This is a genomic window from Cohnella cholangitidis, from assembly GCF_014107495.1.
GTDB classification, from domain to species: Bacteria; Bacillota; Bacilli; order Paenibacillales; family Paenibacillaceae; genus Cohnella; species Cohnella cholangitidis.
In genome coordinates, this window is sequence record NZ_CP041969.1 from 1,141,017 (window position 1) to 1,155,641 (window position 14,625).

Here is a 14,625-nt window from a genome sequence, read left to right on the forward strand (position 1 = left end):
GGCTGCGAGGATTTTATGTGATTTTGTCATTTGAGGGAGTTAGGGGATGAGCCCGTGCAAGCCGTCAGAGAAAAGATCGAATACGAGAATCCGTTACTATCCTTGAAGATCTGGCAGATTACGCGAAACGATGCCGGAAACGTGACATGGCATTACCACCCTGAATGCGAGCTATTGCTCGTGCAGGGCGGACGCCTTAACGTGGATCTCAGCGACGAGTCTTACGCCATGCAAGCCGGAGATATCGTCATTCTCGGAAACTCCCAGCTTCACCGCGACCGCAATCCCGGAGGAACGCTAGATTATATCGTGCTTCAGTTTGATTTGAACAATTATTTCGATCAGAGTACGATTCCTTATTTGCAATATTTTAATGAAACCAAAGTCCCGCTTAGCGCGATGAATTACATTTTTCGCGACAACGCCGAAGCCCGCATTGCCGCCGCCGACTGCATTCGCCAGATTCATCAGGAAGCGCTGCGCAAAGAAAGCGGCTACGAGCTTGCCGTTAACATGCTGATCAAGAAGCTGCTCCTCATTCTCATCCGCAACGACAGCAGAGGGTTGCTTGCCGATCAAGACCGGGTAGAGCGCATTCGCCTTAAGCCGGTGCTGGACTACGTCGAATCCAACATCGAGGATCGGATTACAGTCGAGGACGTATGCAAACTCGCCAATATGAGCTACTACTACTTCGTGAAATTTTTCAAGAAAATCATGGGCTTCTCCTTCACCGAATACGTCAATTTCCGTAAAATCAAACGAGCCGAGCAACTGCTCCTAACCCGAGATATGAGCGTCAGCGAAGTGGGCGACCAGATCGGAATGGCGAACATGGCCCACTTCTACAAAATGTTCAAGCGCTTCAACGGCTGCTCCCCCAAAGAATTCCAACGCAAGATGCTCGCCTGGGGACGGGGGTAGTCTGGGCTCGTCACAACAAATGCTCTCTCAAATTGCTTTTACATTTACCACTTGTATAATTTAAGTTTATATTGTAAATTTTGTATATCAATAAATTAACATTACGGTCGTGAAGCACACGCCGCTCTTTCCGGAAGAATCCGGTTTGGGCGGCTTTTGTCTTTTATCCCATTAGAAAAGGTGAGAGGTATGAAGATGACAACGACTAAAGAAGTCCAGATGTCCGATCAATTAGCTCATGGATATGAGGAGTGGATGAACAAGCTGCGCGCCGCAAGCAAAGGAGAACGTAAAAGACGATTGTCCATTTCAACGAATCATGCCGAGAAAATGTTTATCAAGCAAGTCTGGTGGCCTGCCTTCGGACATTTTACGCATTTACATGCGGAATACGAAGTTAAAGACTTCAAGGACGGTTGGAGATATCTCGATTTCGCTTATATAACCGAAGGATATCGCATTTGCATCGAGATTGATGGCTTCGGTACGCATTGGAGAGACATTAGTAGATCCCAGTTCGCAGACCATTTAATGCGCCAAAACCACTTAATTATTGATGGCTGGTATGTTCTTCGATTCGCCTACGATGATCTCATTGAACGGCCTCGCGTGTGCCAACAGATCATACAGCAGCTTCTTGGAAAGTTAGGAGGGGTATCATCAGGAGTAGAATTTAAACTTTCGACTATCGAGCAAGCCATTATTAGAATAGCCTCATCTCTATCAACTCCAATCACACCGAAATTTGCCGCTACGCAACTTAGGGTGCATCGTACTACAGTGATGAGACATATCCAATCACTCGTTCACAAAGAACTGTTGATTCCGACTCGTCCTGACGTCAAGCGCGTCTATAGTTACAGATTAAACAAACCGTTACTCTCCAACTCTACGTTCTAAATCTCCTCCCCGGCATGCTATTCGGTTAGACTGCTCTATCGTCGCATTTTGCGACAATGATGCTCTTCTGGCATGCCCTATCGTCGCATTTTGCGACTATGAGCGGGGAGTTACTCTTCTGGCATGCCCTATCGTCGCATTTTGCGACAATGAGCGGGGAGTTGCTCTTCTGGATTGCTCTATCGTCGCATTTTGCGACTATGAGCGGGGAGTTGCTCTTCAGGATTGCTCTATCGTCGCATTTTGCGACAATGAGCGGGGAGTTACTCTTCAGGATTGCTCTATCGTCGCATTTTGCGACTATGAGCGGGGAGTTGCTCTTCATGATTGCTCTATCGTCGCATTATGCGACTATGAGGGGAGGCGTAATTCCCCCATTAAAAAACTCGCCCAGATTAAGCTGGGCGAGTTCGTTGTTCGCCAAACCTTAACGGTTAGACGAAGAAGTTTTGCGGTTGATGAACAGTTTGTAGCCGACTCCGCGGATGGAGTCGATTTGGACGGTCTGCTGGTTGAGCTCGAGTTTTTTGCGAAGGGAGCTTACATGCACGTCGACCGTGCGCTGTCCTCCGATATAGTCGAAGCCCCAAACGACGTTCATCAGATCGTCGCGGGTTATGACGATGCCCGGTCTCTCCGCCAAGTACAGCAGCACCTCGAATTCCTTCGGACGCAGCGTAATCCACTGGCCGTTGGAGAATACCTCGTATTTGTCCGGGAAGATTTGCAAATCCCCAATCGTAATGACCTTATCCCCGCCCGAAGCTTTCTCCGGTTTGCTCTCTTCGTTGCGCGAACGCCGCAATACGGCGGACGTGCGAGCTAGCAGTTCGGCTACTCCGAACGGTTTCGTAATATAATCGTCCGCCCCGAGCTTAAGCCCCTGCACGACCTCTTCTTCGGCATTCCTTGCCGTCAGAATGATGACAGGCGTGCGCACTCCATTCTGCCTAAGCTTCTGAAGCACTTCGAATCCATTCATGCCCGGCAGCATGAGATCCAGAAAAATAATGGCGTAATGATCATGGATCGCCTTATGAAGTCCTTCCGCACCGTTCCCGACGACTTCCGTCTCGTAACCCTCTTGCGAGAGGTTATACGTTACTAGACGAGCGAGTGTCGGTTCATCTTCTATAATCAGTACTTTGTCCGACATGCGTTCCTCCGGTCCAGCAGGCAGTCCTGCCTATTTGGCTCTTCATGTTAGTTTTATCATACCACTGTAAACGCAACATCATGTAATTGTTAACGCAGCGTAAAATAGGTATTTCCCCACCTACGGCTGGATCAGCGGTAGCTCTAAAATAAACTGCGAACCTACTCCGACCGTGCTCTCGACTCTGATCGTCCCGTGATGCAGTTCGGTTAGATGCTTTACGATAGATAGACCCAAGCCCGTACCGCCCGAACTGCGCGAACGCGCCTTGTCCACTCGATAGAACCGCTCGAAAATTCGCGGGATATCCTTCTTAGGTATGCCTATGCCGGTATCCGATACGGTAATCCGCACGAACTCCTCTTCCCCGTCGCTCTCCGCGACGATTTCCGCGCGCACCTTGACCCTGCCGCCTTCAGGCGTGTAGTTGATTCCGTTCTGCATCAAGTTCATGACGATCTGTCCCAGTCGATCCTCATCCGCTTCGAGGAACAAGCCGTCTTCGACTTGCACGTCTAGTTCGATGTCTTTTTTCGCCGCTTCCGCGGAGAGCAACTCCGACATTCTGCCTAAGAACATCGGCAAGTCGATCGGAGAAAACTGAAGCGGAGAACGACGGGATTCTATCTTCGACAATTCCAGAATATCGCCGATCAAGCGATTCAGGCGGTCGCTCTCATCCTGAATAATCGTGAGGAACGATCGCGCGGTATCCGGATCGTTCATGGCACCGGAAAGCAACGTTTCCGCGAACCCTTTCACCGCGGCGACCGGCGTCTTCAGTTCATGCGATACGTTCGCGACGAATTCGCTCCGCATCCGTTCCAATCTGCGAATTGCCGTTACGTCCTGCAGAACGAGCAGCAATCCAGGCTCCTCGTCTCCGCTCATCGTCATCGGGACGATGTTGATCTCAAGCAATCTCTCCTCCGGATAGTAAACCGTCAACTCTTCATGAACGGTTACCGGGTAGGCAAGAACCTCTCTTATTAGTCCCACGAGCTCGAAATGCTGGCGGATTTCATTATAGCTGCGGCCGACGCGTTCCTGGACCGTACTGCCTAGCAATAACTCCGCTTCGCGATTGTATAGCGTAATTCGTCCATCATGGGCGATCATGACGACGCCGCTCATCATATTGTCCAACACGCTCTGCAGACGTGTCTCGTTCAGGCGAATTTCATCCAATTGCTCTTGCAAGCTTCCGCTCATCGCATTCAACGCCCGGGCCAACTCGCCGACCTCATCCCGGCCGCCTTCCGGCACCCGAATGGCGTAATCCATGTTCGCCATTCTTTTGGCTGCGGACGTCATGCGCTCCAACGGACGGGTAACGCTAAGCGCTACGCGATAACTGACGACTGCGGCGACCGCGAACAATAAGAAGAGCCCGAATATTAACGCGATCCACATGTTGTTAAGGCTGCTCTCCACGTCGCCTAAGCTCATCGCTAGACGAATAACCCCTTGATCAGCCTCAATCTTATCCGGGCTTACGGTAATCGCGACGTACATCATGTTCTGCTTTAACGTATCGCTATGTCTTACGCTGCTTCCGGTTCCGTCGGACAAAGCTTGCTGGACTTCTTCCCTGTTCAGATGGTTATCCATCGTCTGCGGGTCATGGTCGGAATCCCCCATGACCTTCCCGTCCAAGCGAATATACGTGACCCGCATTCCCGCGATTTCCTTGAATCTTTGCGCCTGTTGTTGCAAATACGCGCTCTGTTCGGTTTCGTTCCCTTTTTCCGGCCATGGCGCCGCGGCGTTCAACACGTGCAGCTCCTGTATCATATGTTCCCGCAATGCCGCTTGATGATTCTTCTGATAGGAATTGCCCATCAGAAGGCCGGCCGCCAAAACGGAGAAACCGATCAAAATCACGAACAAGGCAGTCAGTTTCAAGCGAAATTTAGTCATGGACGGAAGATATCTCCTTTAGAGGACATTCAAAAAGCCAGCCTTTATGCGAATACCGGATCCTTGAACTGCGCTAGCTTGGATTTGGAATCTTTGTCTACGTCTGCATGCAGGCTGTTGCCGTGCGAATCCATCGTGACGATCGCCGCGAAACCTTCAACTTGCAAATGCCACATCGCTTCCGGAATACCGAACTCCGAAAAATCGACGCCGTTTACTTTTTTAATACACTCCGCATAGTACTGAGCAGCTCCGCCGACGGCGTTCAAATAGACGCCGCCATGCTCTTGCAGCGCGGCTAGCGTTTTCGGACCCATGCCGCCTTTGCCGATAACCGCGCGCAATCCGAATTTCTTCATGATCTCGCCTTGATACGGCTCTTCCCGAATGCTTGTCGTCGGACCAGCGGCTTTCACGTGCCAACCGGCATCATCCTTCAGCATAACCGGTCCGCAGTGGTAGATAACCCCGCCGTTCAGATCGATCGGAGCGTCATGATCCATTAAATGCTTATGCAGCGCGTCGCGCCCCGTGTGCATTTCGCCGTTCAAGATGACGACGTCTCCTACTTTCAACGAGCGTACATCCTCTTCCGTCAGAGGCATCTGAAGCACGATTTCCTTCGGCTTCGCGGCGACTTCAGACCCTTCGCCGGACTCGTCTCTTGCAAGGTCAGCCATCGGTACCGCGGAACCGCCCTCGTAAATCCACTCTTTGATCTCATGCGAATTACCGTCGAGGAGGACGCCTTGACGGCGGTATGCCCAACAGTTATAAGCGACGGAGACGAAAAAGCTGGCCGGGAGGCGGTTGTTTACGCCAACCTTGCATCCGAGCAGCGTCACGTTGCCGCCGAAGCCCATCGTACCTATGCCCAATTGGTTCGCTTTGTCCAGAATATACTCCTCCAACTGCCGAAGCTCTGGAATCGGGTTAACGTCTTCGACTTTACGGAAAAGCTGCTGTTTAGCCAGCTCATAACCCGTCGTCCGGTCTCCGCCGATGCCCACGCCGATAAATCCGGCGCTGCAGCCTTGTCCTTGGGCTTGATAGACCGCGTGCAGAACGCATTTGCGGATGCCGTCGAGATCGCGGCCCGCTTTGCCCAAGCCTTCGATCTCGCAAGGCAAGCTGTACTGGATATTTTTATTTTCGCAGCCGCCGCCCTTGAGAATGAGACGAACGTCGACTTCCTCGCGCTCCCATTGCTCGAAGTGGATAACGGGAGTACCCGGTCCCAAATTGTCTCCGGTGTTGGAGCCGGTCAGCGAATCTACCGAGTTGGTGCGGAGCTTTCCGTCTTTAGTCGCTCTAGCGATCGCGCTTCTGATTTCTTTTTTCATCACGATTTGGTTGGCGCCGACAGGGGTGTGTATGACGAAAGTCGGCATGCCTGTATCTTGGCAAATGGGAGAAACGTTGCATTCCGCCATTTCGATATTTTGCGCGATCGTAGACAAGGATAATCCCGCGCGCGTTGCGCGATCTTCCGCCTCGCGTGCCGCGGCAATCGCCCGGCGAACGTCCGCGGGAAGGTTAGTCGAGGTTTCTACGATAAGTTTATAAATGCTCTGTTCGAATGTTGATGACATAATGAGTGCCAAATCCCCTCTCTGTTCGATGATCTACATACATTATATAATAGCATATAGATTAACGGTGGGAGAAAAGGAGTCAAGTTCATGGCAAATCATTTTTTGGCTTATTTATACCGATTACAATATATTGAACGTTGGAGCCTCATGCGGAATACGACGACGGAAAACGTCGCCGAGCACTCGTATCACGTGGCGCTGATCGCGCACGCTCTCGGCAGTATTGCGCGGGAAATATTCAATCGCGACATCAATCCCGACGAGGCGGTGACGTATGCCTTATTCCATGATGCCACGGAAGTGTTTACGGGAGATATTCCGACTCCCGTCAAACATCATAACCCTCGAATTCTAGCGAATTTTCGGGAGATTGAAGCTATGGCCGCGGATAGGCTATTAGCAACCGTACCTGCGGAGCTGCAAAACAGCTATCGCCCTCTATTGTCCCGTAAGCCCGCGAACCCCGAGCTCGAGAAACTGTTGAAAGGGGCCGACCTTCTCGACGCCTATCTGAAATGCATAAGCGAAATGTCCGCGGGAAACCGAGAGTTCGCCACCGCTCGCCGACAAAGCGAAGAAAAACTAAGGAAGCTGGACATGCCCGAAGTCGAATGGTTTCTGACCCATCTGGCGCCCGGGTTCGAGAGAACGATCGACGAGCTCGCGGAGCTCGAACAGGATATTCCGGAAGCTTAATCGTAAGGAGTTATTGGCTCGCAAAGAAGAATACGCCTGCATATAACGAAATACGGGAAAGACTATCGGAACCGATCCGAAAGCCTATCCCGTATTTTTTACTTTATATCCGCTACCTTGATCTCCAACGTTTTCTCTTCCCAGCTCCCGGCGATCTCGATCCGCCATTCCGAAGCTTCTGCATCAAAATGGACTTGTTTGATGACCGGGGCTGCGTAATCCTCGATTTCCGGGGAAATTAACGCTTTTCTAACCGCTTCGGATTCCGTTAACCGGGCGCCCTCGGGCTGATTCGTCTCCATAACGGCAATGCGGTCCGCTTGAGCTTGGCCCGGGTAGGAATCTTCCATTTCGCCCTCCGCCCAGACTTCCACCTGTTGACCGACTTGAATATCCGACGACGCTTTCGAAAACCAGACAGCCTCATAATAATGACTGGCTCCGCCATTCGCGCTGAAGTCTTTTTCAACGTCGTTCACGACCAGAACTCTGCCCTTATCCTTCTTGACGACGTGCCCGATAAAACCTCGCTGCTCTTGTACGAGCTCCGTGCCCGACTGCCCGGACTGACCCTTCGGCTCATTCCCGCAAGCAGCGAGCAGCATCATAGCGGACAACAGGAAACACCCCAGCTTAATCTTCACATCTTCACGCCCATTCCAGACCATTAAGTCTACGACTTTCTCCTAAAGGAAAATACCATGAATGCGAAACCGAGAATAAGAACAAGTCCGCCAAGGGGAATCCAATAATAGCCTGCCGGTTTCCCTGCTGGCATCTCCGTCGATTTCTCTACCGGGTTTTGTTTCTTCTCTGGGCTAGTATTTATCGCGGGAGCGGAATCTTTAGGATCGGCTACCTCGCTAATCGTCACAGGTTCATATCCCTTCCCCAGCTCCGCGATGTCCTCGCCAGCGCTTGCTAACGGCTTCGTTCGATCGCATATGTTCGTTTCAAGCTGATCCATAACCCCATACGCATACACGACATATTCCGTATTCACTGCGAAATCCTCGATTCCGCAGCTCGCCGAGCTAAGCGCGGTACGAACGACCGTCTTTTGCTTCACTTCGCCCTTCCACACCTTATCTACCTCGAATGTCACGCTGACGGGATCGGCGCTAGACATGATCTCCTTCTGCTCGGGAGGCGTAACCTTGATCGCTTTACCGGAGAAGATTGCGGTTTTATTGTTCATTTCTTCGCTCACCTCAGGGGGCGCCGCGCAAGAACACGCGAAAGCCCGCTCCGGTTTAAGGATCGACAACGCTCCCGCAAGAAGCATAATACACGCTAAGAACATGCTAATTCGTTTGAACATTTCCTTTCACCTCGTCACCTATAGACGCTCCAACGTTCTATTTTGTTCCAACTTCCGCATTTTTCAGGCGCAGCAAAAAGACGCCGATCTCTCGGCGCCTTCTCTTGCCCAACATTTTCCGGTTTACGTTAATCTCTTAATCACCTTGAACTGGGCATAACCGGCCACGACCATCAATGCCGCGAGCACCGTAAACAACGTTTCTCCGCCACTCCATTCGAGCAGCAAACCGCCTAAGATCGGACCCAGGCCGCGGGATAACAATTGACTTGTCCCGTACACGGAGAAGTAGAAGCCTCTTTGATCTTGCGGAGCCATGACGGATACGGCTTTCTGCATGTGCGGACCGAACATCATCTCTCCGATCGTAAAAATAAACTCCGCCGCGAACAACCACACCACAACGCCGGAGTAGCCGTAACCGAGAGAAACGACGGCAAACAGAGCATACGAAATTCCGATGATGAGATGCGACGGTACCGGTTCCGTTCTTCTCGCAATCCAAATCTGCAAAGCGATGACCATGATCCCGTTAAAAGTAAGGAGAGACGCAAGCACGGTCCGATAATGCTCGAAGTTCGTTTGCAAATGCAACGGCAATGTGGATTCCACTTGCGCGTATAACAATCCGACAGGCAAGCAGAGCATCGTCATGAGCACGAGTCCTTTATGCTCGGCCCATGAGAATTTAGGTTTAGCCGGCTGCGGAAGAGGCGTTGAGTTAGCGGTCGGTCCCTTGAGGGCAAGCGGCGCGGATTCGGGTATCTTGAACCAGACTAACAACCCGTAAAGCACGAACGACATCGCCGACATCAGAAACACCGCGGAAGGATTCCAACCGAACATGAGCAATCCGAGTACGGGACCGACCGCCGCTCCGACGTTAAACGCCGTATGCATGAGCGCGAACACTTCGGCGCGTTTTTCTTCCGTAATTATGTCCGTAATCTGGGCACTGGCTGCCGGACCGTACAACGCAAACCCTATCCCGTTTATAATCGAGATCAAAGCATACTGCCAGACGTCTTCGGCGAAAACGTAACCGATCATGCACAGCATTTGCAAGGCGAGAGCGATAAGAATGAGCGGCTTGCGGCCGTATCGGTCGCTCCAGCTCCCTCCAAACCAACTGACGAACAGTCCGCATAACGGCTGCAAACCGACTATGATCATGGGCAGGATGACCGAACCTTCCAGTTGATCGTATAAATAGAGGACAAGAAAAGGACGAATCATAAACCCCGTAATCGTCGTCAACGCGGCCCCAAGTACGCGGATCCAAATTCCGCTATCGTATCTTCCGATAATATTATTCGCGAATTTTACCATTGTCTGCGTTGTTCATTCCTCATGATGTCGTCTATCGTTCCCTATGGTCGTCGGAAACGATCTCAACAGTATAGCACAGACAATTTGGACGGAATTAAGCAAAAACCCCAAAAGCGGTAAACCGCGATTGGGGTTTTTTGGCTATGAGATGCATGATTTAGTCAATGCGATAAGCCGGGTCTTGCATGAACCAGATGATAACCAAGAACAATACGAACAGAATCGTGCTAAGCACTTGAACCCGGGAAATATCCGAGCTTGCGCTCTGACCGTTAGCGGCCGCGGCCGCGATTCTCTTGAGCGGCGCTTGCACGATGCCCGACAGAGCCCCGATAATCACGAACAAGACGATGACGATAACCATCCATGCAACCGTGTATTTCGCGTCGCCCGGCGCATTGGAGATCAAATATCCTCCCGTCAGCAATTGCAGCACGAGAGAGTATTGACCCAAACGTCCTCCCGTAATGATCCCGCTAGCCAATCCTTCTTGAGCGGCACCCGACAGCTGCTTGAACTTCCCGACCACAAACGGCATGATCGCATAAATGCCCATTCCAACCGCACCTACTATGTGCAAAAACAACATGACAGTAAACATTCGCCGTTCCCTCCAATAGTTAACAAACAGACTAAGACAACCTCAGTATACACAAAAAAACGCCCGAACAAAACCATATCGATACATTCGTTATGATTCCTTCACGAAAGCTTCACGATTTGTTCGATACTTAGACCTACATATGAAAAAGAGAGCCCGAAGGCTCTCACATGGGATACGTTGAGCTTGCTTATGCGTTTTCGACGATTTTGATGACGTTGCGAACCGATTCCGCCGATTTCTCGAGGGCCGCTTTCTCTTCGCCGGTAAGGTCGAGCTCGAAAATCTTCTCGATGCCGTCTCCGCCCAGCACGGCAAGAACGCCCATGAACAAGTTGTCATACCCGTACTCGCCTTGCAGCAACGCGATGACGGGAAGGATGCGTTTTTTGTCTTTCAGAATCGCTTCCGTCATTTGGACGAGCGAAGCAGCCGGCGCATAATACGCGCTGCCGTTGCCGAGCAAGTTAACGATCTCGCCGCCGCCTACGCGAGTACGCGCTACGATAGCATCGATTTGCTCCTTAGGGAGCAATTTCTCGACGGGAATTCCGCCGATCGTCGTGTAACGAACGAGAGGAACCATGTCGTCGCCGTGGCCGCCGAGAACGACGCCGCGCACGTCTTCAACGGACACGTTCAATGCTTGCGCCAGGAACGTATTGTAGCGGGCCGTATCCAGTACTCCCGATTGGCCGATAACGCGGTTTTTCGGGAATCCGAGCGCTTTGTTCGCAACGTAAGTCATTGCGTCGACAGGGTTGGAAAGGATGATGACGTAAGCGTTAGGGCTAGTCGCCTTGATGTTCTCGCACACGGATTTTACGATACCTGCGTTCGTGTTCACAAGGTCATCGCGGCTCATGCCCGGTTTGCGGGCGATACCAGCAGTGATGATAACTACGTCGGAGTTAGCGGAATCTTGGTAGTCGGCCGTTCCCACGATGTTGGAGTCGATTCCTTGAACCGGAGTCGATTCCATCATGTCGAGCGCTTTACCTTTAGTCGGGTTTTCCAGTTGCGGAATATCGAGAAGCACGACGTCTCCCAATTCCTTCTGAGCCAACATGAGCGCAGTAGTCGCGCCTGTGAATCCTGCGCCGACAACCGTAATTTTCGCACGTTTAATCGCCACTTGCATCTCCTCCTTGTATTTAACCCGTCACTCTCCATGCATGAGCGTATATCCAGATACAAAAATACATTTAATTCCACCGATCCACGCCTATTCGCACGAACCTAGACAAATTAAATGTACTTTTACCCACGCTTATTCATACTTCCTAGGTTTACCCAATTTTCGAAAAGGGATTCGCCAGAGAAGCGGCGGCAGTCCCTTTAATCGAAAATTCGGCGACCTCCTAGCACAAGCCCCGCTCCCAACCGCTCGTCGACTACTCATTCCACGAAGGCGGGTGTCCAGAGGGCGGCAGCCCTTGGAATCCCCCTTGGAAAGGGGGACTTAGGGGGATCGATCCACTTAGAAATTTTTGATGATTTCGTCAGCGAATGCGGAACATTTAACTTCCGTAGCGCCTTCCATCAGACGAGCGAAATCGTAAGTGACGACTTTGCTGTTGATGGATTTTTCGAGGCCTTTGTAGATCAGGTCAGCCGCTTCCAACCAACCCAAGTGCTCAAGCATCATAACGCCGGACAAGATAACGGAACCTGGGTTCACGACGTCTTTGTCCGCGTATTTAGGAGCAGTACCATGAGTCGCTTCGAAGATAGCATGCCCAGTCAAGTAGTTGATATTAGCTCCAGGAGCGATACCGATTCCGCCTACTTGAGCAGCCAAAGCATCGGACAGGTAGTCGCCGTTCAGGTTCAACGTAGCGATAACGTCGAAGTCGGTTGGACGAGTCAGAACTTGTTGCAGCGCGATGTCGGCGATCGCATCCTTGATTAGGATTTTGCCGGAATCAAGAGCGGCTTTCTGAGCTGCGTTAGCTGCTTCTTCGCCTTTGTCGGCTTTGATTTCGTCGTATTGAGCCCAAGTGAATACTTTATCGCCGAACTCTTGCTCAGCCACTTCGTAACCCCAGTTTTTGAACGCGCCTTCGGTATATTTCATAATGTTGCCTTTATGAACGAGCGTAACGGATTTGCGGCCGTGTTTGATTGCATATTCGATCGCTGCGCGAACAAGACGTTTGGAACCGTCGGCGGAAACTGGTTTAATACCGATACCCGAAGTTTCAGGGAAGCGGATTTTGTTAACGCCCATTTCTTTTTGCAGGAACTCAAGCACTTTTTTCACTTGTTCCGTACCGGATTGGTACTCGATGCCCGCATAGATGTCCTCGGTGTTTTCACGGAAAATAACCATGTCCACCAGTTCAGGGCGTTTAACCGGGGAAGGTACGCCGTCGAAGTAGCGAACGGGACGCAAGCACACGTACAGGTCAAGCTCTTGGCGAAGCGCAACGTTCAGGGAACGGATACCGCCGCCGATCGGCGTAGTCAAAGGTCCTTTGATCGCGATGATCATTTCGCGGATCGCCGTCAATGTGTCGGCTGGCAACCACTCGCCGTAAGTATTAAAGGCTTTCTCGCCGGCGAACACTTCGTACCATGCGATTTGTTTTTCGCCTTTGTATGCTTTCTCTACCGCTGCGTCAAGCACGCGTTTGGAAGCTTTCCAGATGTCGCGGCCAGTGCCGTCGCCCTCGATGAAAGGGATGATCGGGTTGTTAGGTACGTTCAATACTCCGTTAGTTACCGTGATTTTCTCGCCGGAAGTCGGCGCTGCGAATTTTTCGAGTTTCATGAATCGTTTCTCCTCCTAAAATGGTGTTCTGGTTTTTCGCAAAGAACCGGCGGCTTGCCTCATGCGCATGGCATAAAAGGCAACCCGCCGGCAAGTGCATTCAATTTAGCAGCGGTTCGCGATAGGCACGTAGTGCTGGTCGACTGGACCGACGTACTCCGCGCGGGGACGAATGAGGCGATTGTCTTCGTACTGCTCGAGAATGTGCGCGGTCCAACCGGACACGCGGCTGATCGCGAAGATCGGCGTAAACAAGTCGCGAGGAATGCCCAGCATCGTGTAGCAGGAAGCGGAGTAGAAGTCTACGTTCGGCTTCAATCCTTTTTGGCCTGTTACCAGATCTTCGATCTTGACGGACATTTCATACAGCGTCATGTCGCCTTTCAATTCCCCGAGTTGACGGGACATTTGCATCAAATGCTTAGCCCGAGGGTCGCCGTTCTTATATACGCGGTGACCGAAGCCCATTACCTTGACTTTGTTGTCCAGCTTGTTCTGGATGTATGATTCTACGTTGGCAAGGGAGCCGATCTCGTCCAGCATAACCATAACCGCTTCGTTAGCGCCGCCATGCAAAGGGCCTTTTAAAGCGCCGATAGCCGACGTTACGCCGGAATAAATGTCGGATAGCGTTGCTACCGTTACGCGAGCCGCGAAAGTCGAAGCGTTCAACTCGTGGTCCGCGTGAAGAACGAGCGCCTTGTCCATCGCTTCGATCGCGACTTGAGCAGGCTCTTCTCCAGTAAGCATATACAGGAAGTTATGAGCGACTCCTACGCCTTTTTTCGGTGCGATCGGCTCTTTGCCTTCGCGAATACGCGCAAAAGCCGCGACGACCGCCGGCAATTGAGCCTGTAGCTTAACCGCTTTGCGGTAGTTGGCTTCTCTGCTCATGTCATTGGCTTCGCCGTCGTACAGCGCCAAGCTGGAGACGACAGTACGCAAAGCAGCCATGGAGTTGGTGCCTTTAGGATACAAGCGCAAGCCCGCGATTACGTCTGCAGGTACGACCGCGTATTCGCCAAGCTCCGCGATAAGCCCGTCCAGTTCCGATTGAGTTGGAAGCTTGCCGTGCCATAATAAGTACGCGACTTCTTCGAACGTCGCTTTTTCAGCCAGTTCGTCGATGTTGATGCCTTGATAGGTCAAGACGCCGTCGATAATGGAGCTGATCGTCGATTTAGCCGCAACGATGCCTTCAAGACCTTTTGTTGCTGTCATTTACTCTCTCTCCTTTATCCCGAGAATTCAAAATCAATCGGCTTGTCTTATTCGCGCCGAACGACTTCATGGAAAGTCGCGAGAGAGCTAGAAGCTCTCCCGACTCAATAATGAACGAAAACGTCAAATAACATAGCTTTTTTTGACCTTTTTTAATGATAATCGATTTTTACGGGGAATGGAACCGAT

The 14,625-nt window shown here is 51.4% G+C and carries 13 protein-coding genes; 3 read left to right on the top strand and 10 right to left on the bottom strand.

Going from position 1 to position 14,625, the window contains the following annotated elements; translation table 11 throughout:
* Positions 1-54 precede the first annotated feature (54 nt).
* Together FPL14_RS05635 and FPL14_RS05640 are read left to right on the top strand one after the other, a co-directional pair.
* Positions 55-924 (top strand): helix-turn-helix domain-containing protein, encoded by an 870-nt coding sequence (locus tag FPL14_RS05635; protein WP_182302090.1) that lies wholly within the window; start codon positions 55-57, stop codon positions 922-924.
* Between the two features lie 195 nt (positions 925-1,119).
* Positions 1,120-1,824: a DNA-binding response regulator gene (locus FPL14_RS05640; protein ID WP_229263795.1), complete on the top strand. Its 705-nt coding sequence runs from the start codon at positions 1,120-1,122 to the stop codon at positions 1,822-1,824.
* 427 nt (positions 1,825-2,251) lie between these two features.
* On the opposite strand, the gene FPL14_RS05645 is transcribed toward FPL14_RS05640, so the two are convergent.
* The 3 genes from FPL14_RS05645 to FPL14_RS05655 all read right to left on the bottom strand — a co-directional run bounded on the left by FPL14_RS05645 (position 2,252) and on the right by FPL14_RS05655 (position 6,492).
* Complete coding sequence (locus FPL14_RS05645) at positions 2,252-2,980, bottom strand: response regulator transcription factor (protein WP_182302091.1); 729 nt, start codon at positions 2,978-2,980, stop codon at positions 2,252-2,254.
* Positions 2,981-3,100: 120 nt separating this feature from the next.
* The gene (gene pnpS / locus FPL14_RS05650; protein WP_182302092.1) at positions 3,101-4,900 is read right to left on the bottom strand and encodes a two-component system histidine kinase PnpS; all 1,800 of its coding nucleotides are present in this window, start codon (positions 4,898-4,900) and stop codon (positions 3,101-3,103) included.
* 44 nt (positions 4,901-4,944) lie between these two features.
* Positions 4,945-6,492 (bottom strand): fumarate hydratase, encoded by a 1,548-nt coding sequence (locus FPL14_RS05655; protein WP_182302093.1) that lies wholly within the window; start codon positions 6,490-6,492, stop codon positions 4,945-4,947.
* Between the two features lie 90 nt (positions 6,493-6,582).
* Between FPL14_RS05655 and yfbR the strand changes: the two genes are divergently transcribed.
* Positions 6,583-7,191 (top strand): 5'-deoxynucleotidase, encoded by a 609-nt coding sequence (gene yfbR, locus FPL14_RS05660; protein ID WP_182302094.1) that lies wholly within the window; start codon positions 6,583-6,585, stop codon positions 7,189-7,191.
* 98 nt (positions 7,192-7,289) lie between these two features.
* Here the strand turns inward: yfbR and FPL14_RS05665 are convergent, their stop codons facing one another.
* The 7 genes from FPL14_RS05665 to citZ all read right to left on the bottom strand — a co-directional run bounded on the left by FPL14_RS05665 (position 7,290) and on the right by citZ (position 14,436).
* A complete protein-coding gene (locus tag FPL14_RS05665; protein WP_182302095.1) occupies positions 7,290-7,859 on the bottom strand; it encodes a YobA family protein in 570 nt (189 codons plus the stop codon).
* A 5-nt stretch (positions 7,860-7,864) separates the two neighbouring features.
* Positions 7,865-8,389 carry a hypothetical protein gene (locus FPL14_RS05670; RefSeq protein WP_182302096.1) on the bottom strand — a complete coding sequence of 175 codons (525 nt, stop codon included), beginning with the start codon at positions 8,387-8,389 and terminating at the stop codon, positions 7,865-7,867.
* Between the two features lie 246 nt (positions 8,390-8,635).
* The gene (locus FPL14_RS05675) at positions 8,636-9,841 is read right to left on the bottom strand and encodes an MDR family MFS transporter (protein WP_182302097.1); all 1,206 of its coding nucleotides are present in this window, start codon (positions 9,839-9,841) and stop codon (positions 8,636-8,638) included.
* A 157-nt stretch (positions 9,842-9,998) separates the two neighbouring features.
* Entirely contained in the window at positions 9,999-10,442 is a 444-nt protein-coding gene (locus tag FPL14_RS05680; RefSeq protein WP_182302098.1) for a DUF2269 family protein, read from the bottom strand.
* A gap of 190 nt (positions 10,443-10,632) precedes the next feature.
* The gene (gene mdh / locus FPL14_RS05685) at positions 10,633-11,577 is read right to left on the bottom strand and encodes a malate dehydrogenase (protein ID WP_182302099.1); all 945 of its coding nucleotides are present in this window, start codon (positions 11,575-11,577) and stop codon (positions 10,633-10,635) included.
* A 345-nt stretch (positions 11,578-11,922) separates the two neighbouring features.
* Entirely contained in the window at positions 11,923-13,215 is a 1,293-nt protein-coding gene (icd, locus tag FPL14_RS05690) for an NADP-dependent isocitrate dehydrogenase (RefSeq protein WP_182302100.1), read from the bottom strand.
* 105 nt (positions 13,216-13,320) lie between these two features.
* Entirely contained in the window at positions 13,321-14,436 is a 1,116-nt protein-coding gene (citZ, locus tag FPL14_RS05695; protein WP_182302101.1) for a citrate synthase, read from the bottom strand.
* Between the last annotated feature and the right edge of the window lie 189 nt (positions 14,437-14,625).

Bases quoted from the DNA above. Each gene is read 5' to 3' on its own strand.
- FPL14_RS05665 (WP_182302095.1), bottom strand. From the start codon at position 7,859: ATGGTCTGGAATGGGCGTGAAGATGTGAAGATTAAGCTGGGGTGTTTC.
- FPL14_RS05640 (WP_229263795.1), top strand. From the start codon at position 1,120: ATGACAACGACTAAAGAAGTCCAGATGTCCGATCAATTAGCTCATGGA.
- FPL14_RS05655 (WP_182302093.1), bottom strand. From the start codon at position 6,492: ATGTCATCAACATTCGAACAGAGCATTTATAAACTTATCGTAGAAACC.
- FPL14_RS05675 (WP_182302097.1), bottom strand. From the start codon at position 9,841: ATGGTAAAATTCGCGAATAATATTATCGGAAGATACGATAGCGGAATT.
- citZ (WP_182302101.1), bottom strand. From the start codon at position 14,436: ATGACAGCAACAAAAGGTCTTGAAGGCATCGTTGCGGCTAAATCGACG.
- icd (WP_182302100.1), bottom strand. From the start codon at position 13,215: ATGAAACTCGAAAAATTCGCAGCGCCGACTTCCGGCGAGAAAATCACG.
- pnpS (WP_182302092.1), bottom strand. From the start codon at position 4,900: ATGACTAAATTTCGCTTGAAACTGACTGCCTTGTTCGTGATTTTGATC.
- FPL14_RS05645 (WP_182302091.1), bottom strand. From the start codon at position 2,980: ATGTCGGACAAAGTACTGATTATAGAAGATGAACCGACACTCGCTCGT.
- FPL14_RS05670 (WP_182302096.1), bottom strand. From the start codon at position 8,389: ATGAACAATAAAACCGCAATCTTCTCCGGTAAAGCGATCAAGGTTACG.
- FPL14_RS05680 (WP_182302098.1), bottom strand. From the start codon at position 10,442: ATGTTTACTGTCATGTTGTTTTTGCACATAGTAGGTGCGGTTGGAATG.
- yfbR (WP_182302094.1), top strand. From the start codon at position 6,583: ATGGCAAATCATTTTTTGGCTTATTTATACCGATTACAATATATTGAA.